The sequence below is a fragment of the Halobacterium jilantaiense genome (assembly GCF_900110535.1).
GTDB lineage: Archaea > Halobacteriota > Halobacteria > Halobacteriales > Halobacteriaceae > Halobacterium > Halobacterium jilantaiense.
Map to the genome: position 1 here is coordinate 1,710,202 of NZ_FOJA01000001.1, position 11,427 is coordinate 1,721,628.

Below are 11,427 nucleotides of genomic sequence, written 5' to 3' on the forward strand. Positions count from 1 at the left end.
GACCGGTCTCAGAGCGCGTCGGCGAGCTTCTCGACGGGGTGGGGCGGCTCGCCGTCGACGTCCACGTCGTCGCGCTCGCCGAGCTGGGTGCGACACGACGACCCGGGTGCAGTGACGGTGTCGGCGTCGCTCTCGCTCACCTGGTCGACGAGGATGTCACCGATTGCCTGACTCATCGAGTAGTGTTCGGCCTCGTAGCCGAAGCTCCCGGCCATGCCACAGCACGTGGAGTCCAGCGGGTCGACCTCGTAGCCCGCGCGCCGCAGGACGCCGACGGCGTGGTGGTCGCGCTGCTCGGCCGTCTGGTGGCAGTGGCCGTGGTACGCCAGCGACTCGCCGCTCGCGTCGAACCCCGCGCCCTCGTCCAGCCGGAAGCTGTCGAGGTACTCGCAGACACCGTACGTGTTCGCGGCGACGGCCTCGATGTCGGCGTCGGCGACGCCCGGGTCGGGAAGGAGGACATCGAGGTAGTCGCTCTGGAGCATCACGGCGTCAGACGGTTCGACGTAGGCGAGGTCCCAGCCGTCGCGGACCCGGGGAGCGAGCGCGTCGACGTTCTCGCGGGCCGTCTCGCGGGTGCGGTCGACGAGGCCGCGGGAGTACGCCGGCCGGCCGCTGTCCCCGACGCCGTCGGGCATCTCGACGTGGACGCCCGCGGCTTCGAGGACGCGCACCGCCGCCTTCCCCACGTCGACCTTGCTGTAGTTCGTGTACGGGTCGGGCAGCAGCAGGACCTTGCGGTCGGCAGCCGACTCGGGAATCCGGCTGCCGCCCCGGCGGTCGAACCACTTGCGGAGCGTCTCCCGCTGGAACTCGGGGAGGTCGCGCTCGGCCGCGATGCCGACGGTCTTCTCGGCGAGCGCGTCCGCGCCCGGGAGGCTGGTCGCCCAGTTCGAGAGCGGCGCGAACAGCGACCCGAGTTCGAGCAGTTCCTCCGTGTGGCCGAACACGCGGTCGATGAGGCTGACGCCGTTCTCTTGGTGGTCGGCGTGCTTGACCTCGGTCTTGAGCTTCGCCATGTCGACGCCGCTCGGGCAGTCCAGCTTGCAGCCCTTGCAGCCGACACAGAGGTCCATCACCTCGTGGAGGAACTCGTCGTCGAGGGGGTCGTCGGGGAGGTTCCCGTTCATCGCCGACCGCAGCATGTTCGCGCGACCCCGGGTGCTGAGGACCTCCTCGTCGGCGGCGCGGTAGGTCGGACACATCACGCCGCCGGTCGTCTCCTGGTAGCCCGTACAACCCGCACAGCCGTGGCAGAGCTCCGTCATCCCCCGGAAGCCGTTCTCGGTGTCCCAGTTCAGCGCGGGGTCGAAGCCGGCGTCGAACTCGTAGTTCGGGTCGAAGCGCAGATTGTCGGTCATGTCCGACTCGCCGGCCTCGTCCCCACACACCTGTCCGGGGTTCAGAATCCACTCGGGGTCGAACGTCGACTTCGTCTCCCGGAACGACGCCCAGAGGTCGTCGCCGTAGAACTTCCTGTTCCACTGGGTGCGGGCGCGGCCGTCGCCGTGCTCGCCGGACACCGACCCGCCGTACTCCACGACGAGGTCGGTGACGCGGTCGGCGATCTCCTCCATCTTCGCGACGCCCTCCTCCTCCTTGAGGTTCACGAGCGGGCGGACGTGGAGGACGCCGGGGCCGGCGTGCGCGTAGTACGAGGCGAACGTGTCGAGGTCGTCGAGGATGGCCTGGAAGTCGGCGACGAACTCGGGGAGGTGTTCGGCGGGGATGGCGGTGTCCTCGATGTACGGCCAGTGCTTGTCGTCGCTCGTCCGCGACAGCAGAATGGGGAGGCCGGCCTTCCGCATCTTCCAGAAGTGGGCCTGCCGGTCGTCGTCGTAGGCCTCCAGCACGTCGACGGCGTGGACGGGGTCGTCGGTGACGCTCCCGGCGTCCGCGGCGGGGTCACCGGCGGGCGTCGCGGTCGGCAGGCGGTCGGCGACGAGGTTCGCGACCCGCTGGCGGGCCTCGGTCTCGCTGTCGGCGTAGAACTCCACGAGCAGCGTCGAGTCCGTGCCCTCGGGGAGGAGGTCGACCACGTCCCGGAACTCGTCGGTGTCCCGCGCCAGGTCGAGGAACACGTCGTCCATCACCTCGACCGCCGACGGGTCGTGTTCGAGGATTGGCGCGACGTCCCGCATCGCGTCCACCACGTCGTCGTACGTGAGCATCGCGACCGCCGTTTCTTCAGGTACGGGCTCCAGGGACACCTCGGCCTTCGTGACGATGCCGAGGGTGCCCTCGCTGCCGGCGAGCAGTCGCGCGACGTTCACCGCGCCGTGTTCCTCGGCGTCCGCGAGCAGGCGGTCGTAGTTGAACCCGGAGACGTTCCGCTTGAGGTCGGGGAAGCGCTCGCGAATCTCGTCGGCCTCCTCGTCGAGGACGCGCTGGACCTCCGCGTAGATGCGGGCCTCCAGGTCGCCGTCGGGGTCCGCGAGGTCGTCGAGGTCGTCGGTGTCCACCCAGCCGAAGGTGGTGACGGTGCCGTCGGCGAGCACGACCTCCGCGGATTCGAGGTAGCCGTCGGCCTTCTCGTAGACCAGCGAGTGCGCGCCCGTGGAGTTGTTCCCGATAGCGCCCCCGAGCACGCTCTTGTCGCCCCACGCCGGGTCCGGCGCGTACTTCAGGCCGTGCTCTGCGAGTTCGTCGTTCAGCTCCGCGAGCGTGATGCCGGGCTGCGCGCGGGCGGTCTCGGACTCGGGGTCGACGCCGACGAAACCGTCCATGTCGTGCTTGAAGTCGAGGACGACGGCCTCGTTGACCGTCTGGCCCGCGAGGCTCGTGCCGCCGCCCCGCGGGAGCACGGGGATGCCCTCGTCGGCGCAGTACTCGACGACGGCCGCCACGTCCGCGGTCGAGGTCGGGAAGACGACGCCGACGGGCAGCACCTCGTAGATGCTGGCGTCGGTCGCGTACAGCTGGCGCGTGTAGCTGTCGAAGCGCACGTCGCCGTCGACGCGCGCTCGCAGGTCCGCGAGCAGGGCGGGGCGCTCGACGCTGTCGCTGACGTAGTCGTAGTCGGCGTCCGAGTCGGCTGCCGGGTCGTCCGGGGGGATGTCGTGTGTGGCCATTGGCGTAGCGTTGGGAGTCTGTCTTGTTATTGTGTGGTGGTCGCGGCGACGGTCGCGGGCTCAGAACACGCCCGGGAACAGCACGGCGCTGAACAGCAGCCCGAGCACGCCCGCGAACAGCGCGAACACGACCGTCGGCACGAGAGTCTTCCGGAGCATGTCGCCCTCGCGGCCGGTGATGCCGACGACGCCGCAGATGGCGGCGACGTTCAGCACCGAGACCATGTTCCCGATGCCGCCGCCCGTGTTCTGGAGCGCGACGACGATGGCGCGGGACGCGCCCACCTGAGAGGCGGCCTCAAGCTGGAGGACGCTGAACAGGATGTCGGAAGACGTGTTCGAGCCCGTCATGAACGACCCGAGGGTGCCGATCCACGGCGACACCAGCGGGAGCGCCGCGCCAGCGCCGTCAGCGACAATCTGGGACAACGCGGTCATCATCCCGACGACGTCGCCGGGGTTGGTCGCGGACTGAATCATCACCTGGGTCATGGAGACGGCGACGACGAGCGTGAGCGCCGCGGGCGCAATCTGACGGAACGACTCCCGCCACGCCTCGGCCATCTCGGAGCCGTCCATGCCGTGCAGCCAGCCGGTGAGGATGGCGACCGGGACGAACGGCATCGTCCCCGGCAGGTAGAGGTACCGCAGCGACCAGTTCAGGTCCTCGTAGCCGAGCACGTCGAAGCCGACCGCGTACGACTGCACGACGGAGACGATCTGCTCGCCGCCGAGTTGGAGCGTCGGCCACCGCGTCACGAGGAGGACGGCCGCGACGAGGAGGTACGGCGTCCACGCCAGCAGCACCGACATCTCCTTGCTCGGTTCGTCGTTGTCGAGTTCGTCGAGGGCGAGGCCACCCCGCCACGTGTCCGTCCACGACTCGCGGTCCGGGAAGTCCCACGTGGATTCAGGCACGAGGATACCGCGGTTCGCGAGCACGAGGCCGGCTCCGAGCGTGACGAACCCCGCGGCGATGTCGGGCAGCGCCGGCCCGATGAACCACGCGACCAGCCACTGCGTCACGCCCGTGAGCGCGCCGAGCAGCAGCGCGAACGGGGCAATTTCGAGCGCGGGGCCGAGAGCGCCGGTCAGCGAGCGCTCGTCCTCGCTGCCGAACCAGTAGCTCATCAGGTAGACGCCGAGCAGCCCCCAGAAGACGTACGTCAGCCCGGTAACGACGCCCGTCCACGCCGATACGAGGTCGAGAAACTCCAGCACCGGCATGCTCTCGGGGAGCGACCCCTCGACGACGGCTCCGACGCCGCCGATGACGGGCGTGCCGGCCGCGCCGAACGGCGGGTTCGGGGCGTTGAAGTAGAGGCCGAAGACGGCCGCGGCCAGCGGCGGGAAGCCGAGGCCGATGAACAGCGGCGCGGCGAGCGCGCCGGGCGTGCCGAACCCGGCGGCACCCTCGATGATGGTCATGAAGCCGAGGCCGACGAGCAGCACCTGCACGCGCCGATCCTCCTCGATCTGCCGGAAGTACCAGCGGATGGTCGCGATTGCGCCGCTGCCGTCGAGGTAGTTCATCAGGAGGATGGCCCCGAAGACGATGAGCACGATGCTGAACGCCTGCAACGCGCCGTAGACGGCGGCGGCCGCCCACCACTGGGCCTCCATCCCCCAGATGCCGATGCCGAGGGCGGTCGCGATGAGCCAGCCGACTCCCATCGCGCGCGCTGCCGACCACCGGAGGCCGACCAGCAGCCCGAACGCGACGGCGATTGGAACGGCCGCGAGAACCGCGAGCGTGAACGTGTCTACCATGTCAGTTCGGACATCCCACCAAAACCGGATAATGAATCGGCGTGTTCCCAGTGGAGAAAAATTCTCTCTGTTGCCGTCGATAGCCGGACGGTCCGTCTCCGTTCCGCGCGTCAGTCGTCGCCAGCGGCCGCGGTCGCCGCCTCGATTGCGGCTTCGAGGTCCGCGACCACGTCGGCGGGGTCCTCGATGCCGACCGACACCCGCACCATCTCGGGGAGGACGCCGCCCGCGCGCTGCTCGTCCTCGGTGAGCTGCTGGTGGGTGGTCGACGCGGGGTGGATGACGAGGGTCTTCGCGTCCCCGACGTTCGCCAGCAGGCTCGCCAGTTCGGTCTCCTCGGTGGTGGCCTGCGCGGCCTCGTAGCCGCCGTCGACGCCGAACGTGAGCATTCCGCCGTACCCACCGTCGAGGTACTCGCTGGCCTCCTCGTGGGTCTCGTGGTCCTCCAGGCCGGGGTAGTTCACCCACTCGACGTCCGGGTGCTCTCGGAGGTGTTCGGCGACGAGCTGGGCGTTCTCGGAGTGCTTCTCCATGCGCAGCGGGAGCGATTCGAGCTTCTGGAGGGTCTGCCACGCGTCGAACGGCGACTGCTGGTTCCCGAGGTCCCGGAGCCCGCGAGCGATGGCGGCGTACGTGAACGCGGCGTCACCGAATCGCTCGGCGAAGTTCACGCCGTGGTAGGCGGGGTTCTCCTGCGCGATTTCGGGGTAGTCGTCGGCGTGGGCGCTCCAGTCGAAGCTGCCGGCGTCGACGAGCGCGCCGCCGACCGTCGTGCCGGCACCGTGAATCCACTTCGTGGTGGAGTGCCAGACGATGTCGGCACCGTGCTCGATGGGGTTCGAGAGGTACGGGGTCGCGAACGTGTTGTCCACCATCAGCGGGACGCCGTGGTCGTGGGCGATGTCCGCAATGCGTTCGAGGTCGGGCGTGACGAGACTGGGGTTGCCGACCGTCTCGACGAGCACGTAGGCGGTGTCCTCGTCGATGGCGTCCGCGTAGGCCTCGTAGTCGAGGGTGTCGACGAACGTCGTCTCGACGCCGCGCCGCTCGGCGCTGTGCGTGAGGTACGTGACAGTGCCGCCGTAGAGGTCGCTCGCCGCGACGACGTTGTCGCCGGCGCTCGCGAGGACGAACGTCGCGAGGTCGAGCGCCGCCATCCCCGAGGCGGTGGCGACGGCACCGACGCCGCCTTCGAGGCTGGCGAGTCGCTCCTGGAGCGTCGCGACGGTCGGGTTCATCAGCCGCGAGTAGATGTAGCCCTCCGTCTCCAGCGCGAACTGGCCGGCGGCGTCCTCGCTGTCCTCGAAGACGTACGAGGTGGTCTGGTAGATGGGCGGAGCCCGCGAGCCAGTCTCGCCGACGTCCTGACCCGCGTGGACGCTGTTCGTGTGGAAGCCGTGGTCGTCTGCCATAGAGAGACAGAGACACCTCGACGGGTAAACCGCGCCGACACCTGCAGGACCTGCCGGTCTTCGAAACGACCCGCACGGCGGCCGACGCCCCCGCGCCGCCCGCCGTCGGGCTACCCGGAGAACAGGCTGTTGTGGACGGGCGCATAGTCGTCGCGTGCGTCGTCGCGGGTGTCCGTGACCGAGCGCCCGTCGACGCCGTCGGCGAGGAAGTCCGCCAGCGGCGGGCCGACGGACTCCGGTTCGACGAGGAAGGCGTCGTGGCCGTGGTCGGACTCGACGACGTGGTGGGCGACGTCCGCAGCGCCGTCCCGCAGGGCGTCGGCGAGTGCCTCGCTCTGCTCGACCGTGAAGTGCCAGTCGCCCGTGAACGACAGCGCGAGCGCCTCGCCCGGGAACGCGGCGAGCGCGTCGGCGTCCGAGTCGTAGCCCGCGGCGAGGTCGTAGTCGTCCATCGCCCGCACGAGGTAGAGGTAGCTGTTGGCGTCGAAGCGCTCGACGAATTTGTCCGCCTGATAGTCGAGGTACGACTCCACGTCCCGGTACGGGAAGAACGCGCCCGCCGGGTCGGTCGGGAAGGCGTCCCCGCCCGCCTCCCGGCCGGCGGTCCGGCGGCCGAACTTGTCCGCCATCGAGTCCTTCGAGAGGTACATCAGGTGGCCGAGCTGGCGGGCGAGCGCGAGGCCCCGTGTCGGGTGTTCCCCGCCGTAGTAGTCGCCGCCGTTCCAGTTCGGGTCGCCCCTGATAGCGCGCCGGGCGACGGCGTTCATCCCGAGGCACTGGGCGTCGAGGCGGGCCGCGGTCGCGACGGCCGCGACCCGGCGGACGTCGTCGGGGTACCGGTGCGCCCAGTCGAGGGCGTTCATGCCGCCGACGCTCCCGCCGACGACGGCGTGGAGGCGACCCACGCCGAGTTCGTCGAGCAGTCGGCGCTGGCTGCGCGTCCAGTCGCCGACGGTGACGGGCGGGAACTCGGTCCCCCAGCGTTCGCCGTCTGGCCCCTCCGCGGGCGGGCCGTCCGTGCCGTAACACGACCCGGGGACGTTCGCGCAGACGACGAAGTACTCGGTCGTGTCGATGGCCTTCCCGGGACCGACCACGTCGCGCCACCAGCCGTGGCCCTGTCCGGCGGTCCCGTCGGGGCTGTCGGCGACGTGCTGGCTCCCGGTCAGGGCGTGACAGACGAGCACAGCGTTCTCGCCCGTGAACTCGCCGTACGTCTCGTAGGCGACGGTGAGTTCGTCGACGGTCTGCCCGGCAGCGAACTCGAAATCGGGAATCGTCTCGGTCGGCATCAGTGCGCCCCCCGGAGCGCCCGGTTGAAGTCCGCGAGCACGTCGTCGGCGTCCTCGATACCGACCGACACCCGAACCATGTCGGGCGCGACGCCCGCCTCGCGCTGTTCGGCCTCGTCCAACTGGGCGTGCGTGGTGCTGGCCGGGTGGACGACGAGCGTCTTCGCGTCTCCGAGGTTCGCGAGGAACGACGCGAGTTCGACGCCCTCGCAGACGGCCTTCGCCGCCTCGAAGCCGCCCTCGGGACCGAACGTGAGCACGCCGCCGAACCCCGATTCCAGGTACTCGCTGGCCGCGTCGTGCGTCGGGTGGTCCTCGCGGCCGGGGTACGAGACCCATGCCACGTCGGGGTGGTCGGCGAGGAAGTCGGCGAGCGCCGCGGCGTTCTCGCAGTGCCGGGCGATTCGCAGCGGGAGCGTCTCGACGCCCTGGAGCGTCTGCCAGGCGTCGAAGGCGGTCTGCCCGGTGCCGCAGTTCCGGACGGCGCGCTGCCGGACGGCCGCCGCGAGCGCGCGGTCCCCGAAGCGCTCCGAGAAGTCCACGTCGAAGGCGGGACTGGGACCGGAGAGCTCCGGGAAGTCGGCGTCCGGGTGGCTCCACGGGAACGCCCCGCCGTCGACGACGACGCCGCCGAGCGTGGTGCCGGCTCCGTGCAGCCACTTCGTCGTGGACGCCCAGACGACGTCCGCGCCGTGCTCGACGGGCCGGCAGAGTTCGGGCGTGGCGAACGTGTTGTCGACGACCAGCGGGACGGCGTGGTCGTGCGCGACCGCGGCGAGCGCGGCGAGGTCCGGCGTCACGAGCGAGGGGTTCGCGACGGTCTCGACGTGGACGAACGCGGTGTCGTCGTCGACGGCGGCCGCGACGGCGTCGGGGTCGAGTGCGTCGACGGTGTGGACGTCGACACCGCGCTTGCGCGCGATGGTGTCGAAGTACGTCGCGGTGCCGCCGTACATCTCCGCGCCCGCGACGACGTTCCGGCCCGCCTCGGCGAGCGTCGTTGTGACGGCGTCGATGGCGGCCATGCCCGTGTTCGTCGCGACGGCGTCGGTGCCGCCGTGGAGCGCGGCGAGGCGATCTTCGAGCACCGAGACGGTGGGGTTCGAGATGCGCGAGTAGACGTCGGCCTCCGAGTCGAGGGCGTAGCGCGCCGCGGCGTCGTCGGCGTCCGGGAAGACGTACGACGTGGTCTGGTGGATGGGTGGCGCGCGGGCACCCGTCTCGTCGGGGTCGTGGCCCGCGTGGACGCTGCGAGTGGTGCGCCCGCGGCTCGCGTCGGTCATTGACAGTAGTAATATATCTACCGAAGGTTATGCGTGGTAGTTACGGCAACTGTCGCCGGGGTCGGCGACGGACGAGTGTGCTGTCGGTCTCGCGGCTGACCGCACCCCGAGGTGTCGCCGCCCTCTTGACTCCCCGGTACCAAGCCCCGCTGGATGGTCCGCCGCGAGCGCGCCGCCCTCGCCGCCGTCGTCTTCGCCGTCCTCTTCGCGCAGGTGCTGCTGTACCCCGGAGCCAGCGACCTCGTCGCCGCCTACGGAGCCGCCGACCCCGAGACAGCCAGCCGGTGGTTCCTCGCCGCCGAGTTCGGCTCGTTCGTCGCGTTCGCCGGCGTCTGGGGGGTCGCCAGCGACCGCGTCGGCCGCCGCGTCCCCTTCATCGTCGCCGGCGCTGTCGGCGGCGGCGTCGGCTACGCCGCGCTCGCCGCCGCTCCGGTGGGACTTGCCGGCGCGCTCGCGCTCCGCGCGCTCCAGGGCGCGGTCACCATCGGCGCGTTCTCCCTCGCGATGACGATGCTGATGGACCTCTCGGACGACCACGGCGCTGACATGGGCGCTGCCGGCATCGCCATCGGTCTCGGCACCGCGCTCGGCGCGCCCGTCGGCGGCCAACTCACCGAACTCGCGCCCCGGGCCCCGCTGGTCGCCGGCGCGGGCGTGCTCGCGCTCGCCGGCGTCCTCGCCACGCGCGTCCCCGACCGCGCGCCCTCGGGCCACGGCGACTCGCTGGCCGCCACGCTGGACGCGCTCACCAGCAAGCCGGCCGTCGCCGTCCCGTACGCGTTCGGCTTCATCGACCGCTTCACCGCCGGCTTCTTCGCGCTCGTCGGGACGCTGTACTTCCGGGAGACCTTCGGCCTCGGCGCGGGCGCGACGGGGCTCACGCTCGCGCTGTTCTTCGCGCCGTTCGCGCTCCTCCAGTACCCCTTCGGCCGGCTCTCCGACCGCGTCGGCCGCACGCTCCCCATCGCCGCCGGCTCCGCGCTGTACGGCGTCGCGGTCGTCGCCGTCGGCTTCGCGCCGGGCCTCCGGCTCGCGCAGGCCGGCATGGTCGCTGTCGGCGTGCTCGGCGCGCTGATGTCGCCCGCGACGATGGCGCTCGTCACGGACATCGCCGCCGACGACGAGCGCGGCGTCCACATGGCCGGGTTCAACGTCGCCGGCTCGCTGGGCTTCCTCGCGGGCATCGTCGGCGGCGGCTGGGTCGCAGAACGCTACGGCTACGGGGAGGCGTTCCTCCTCGCCGGCGGCACCGAACTCCTGTTCGCCGCGCTCGCGCTGCCCGCGCTCCTGCGGCTGAACAGGTAAAACGAAGCGGCCGCAGTCCTACCGCAGTTCGTCTCGGGCCGCCGCGACGCCGGCCTGCACGTCAACGTCGACACCGACCTCGCGGAACGCCTCGCCGACCGTCCGGATGCCGCGCAGCACCTGCTGGCTCGTGAGCTGGCCCATGTTCGACACGCGGAAGATGTCGCCGCCGAGGTGGGCCTGCCCGCCGCTGATGGAGACGCCGCGGGCGTTCACGGCGTCCATGAACGCGGCCGCGTCGTCGCCGCGAGCGCCCGCCGGCAGGCGGATGGCGGTGAGGGTGTTCGAGTACTCGGCGGTCTCGTTCAGTTCGGGGAACGACTCCAGACCCATCTCGTGGAAGCCCGCGCGGAACGCCGCGGACTGCTCGCGGTGGCGGGCGATGCGGTCCGGCATCCCCTCCTCGCGGATTCGCGCCGCGGCCTCGGCGAGCGCACGGAACAGCGGGACCGCGCTCGTGAACGGCGTCTGGTGGCTATCGGCCTTCCGGAGGTGCCAGTCGAGGTCCTCGTAGAACGGCGCGGCTTCCCCGTCGAGGTCGGGTTTCACGTCGTCCGTGACGTACATCGCGGAGAGTCCGGGCGGCGCAGCGAGCGCCTTCTGTGCGTCAGTGATGGCGACGTCGACGCCCCAGTCGTCGATGCGGAGCTCGTCGCCGCCGATGCTCGTCACGCCGTCCACGACGTACCGCGCGTCGGCGTCTCCCGCCACCTCACCCACGTCCTCGACGGGGTTCAGGAGCCCCGTACTCGTCTCGTTGTGGACCATCGTCACCACGTCCGTCTCCGGGCCGACGGCGTCCGCGACGGCGTCCACGTCGACCGGCTCGCCCCAGTCGAACTCGACGCGGGTGGTGTCGGCGTACCGGTCGGCGATGCGCGCGAACCGCCGGCCGAACTTCCCGTTCACGACCGAGACGACCTCGCCGCCGTCACCGACGAGGTTCGCGACGGCGGCCTCCATCCCCATCGTCGCCGTGCCGTTCAGCATCAGGCTGGTTCCCCCGCTGGACGTCGAGTCACCGGACGGCGTCGAGTGCTCGAACACGTAGTCGAGGTGGTCCTGGGCGCGCTCGTAGACGGCCTCGAACTCGGCGGAGCGGTGGGAGACCATCGGCTCGCTCATGGCTTCTCGTACCTCGCGAGCGACGGGCACCGGCCCCGGATTCAGCAGGAGGAAGTCCTCTCGCATACCGGACCGTCGGCGCGCGCGAGGATAAACACGGCGGGTCGTGCAACGTTCGCCGGACCCCCGGCTTGGCGGCCGGTCCCCACGCTTTACACGCAGGGAGGCC

Annotated in this window: 7 protein-coding genes; 1 reads left to right on the forward strand and 6 read right to left on the reverse strand. The window is 70.9% G+C overall.

Features of this window, described 5'->3' with window-relative positions:
- Window positions 1-8: 8 nt before the first annotated feature.
- The 5 genes from BMW35_RS08825 to BMW35_RS08845 form a co-directional block, all read right to left on the reverse strand.
- Window positions 9-3,071, reverse strand: a complete 3,063-nt coding sequence (locus BMW35_RS08825) for an FAD-binding and (Fe-S)-binding domain-containing protein (protein WP_089668980.1) — start codon at window positions 3,069-3,071, stop codon at window positions 9-11.
- Between the two features lie 60 nt (window positions 3,072-3,131).
- Complete coding sequence (locus BMW35_RS08830) at window positions 3,132-4,841, reverse strand: L-lactate permease (protein WP_089668981.1); 1,710 nt, start codon at window positions 4,839-4,841, stop codon at window positions 3,132-3,134.
- 110 nt (window positions 4,842-4,951) lie between these two features.
- Window positions 4,952-6,253: an O-acetylhomoserine aminocarboxypropyltransferase/cysteine synthase family protein gene (locus BMW35_RS08835; RefSeq protein ID WP_089668982.1), complete on the reverse strand. Its 1,302-nt coding sequence runs from the start codon at window positions 6,251-6,253 to the stop codon at window positions 4,952-4,954.
- 110 nt (window positions 6,254-6,363) lie between these two features.
- Window positions 6,364-7,545: a homoserine O-acetyltransferase MetX gene (gene metX / locus BMW35_RS08840; protein ID WP_089668983.1), complete on the reverse strand. Its 1,182-nt coding sequence runs from the start codon at window positions 7,543-7,545 to the stop codon at window positions 6,364-6,366.
- Entirely contained in the window at window positions 7,545-8,828 is a 1,284-nt protein-coding gene (locus BMW35_RS08845) for an O-acetylhomoserine aminocarboxypropyltransferase/cysteine synthase family protein (protein WP_089668984.1), read from the reverse strand. Before BMW35_RS08845 ends, metX begins: the two co-directional genes overlap by 1 nt.
- Window positions 8,829-8,981: 153 nt before the next feature.
- Between BMW35_RS08845 and BMW35_RS08850 the strand changes: the two genes are divergently transcribed.
- Window positions 8,982-10,133, forward strand: a complete 1,152-nt coding sequence (locus tag BMW35_RS08850; RefSeq protein WP_089668985.1) for an MFS transporter — start codon at window positions 8,982-8,984, stop codon at window positions 10,131-10,133.
- Between the two features lie 18 nt (window positions 10,134-10,151).
- Here the strand turns inward: BMW35_RS08850 and BMW35_RS08855 are convergent, their stop codons facing one another.
- Complete coding sequence (locus BMW35_RS08855) at window positions 10,152-11,324, reverse strand: pyridoxal-phosphate-dependent aminotransferase family protein (RefSeq protein WP_089668986.1); 1,173 nt, start codon at window positions 11,322-11,324, stop codon at window positions 10,152-10,154.
- Window positions 11,325-11,427 lie beyond the last annotated feature (103 nt).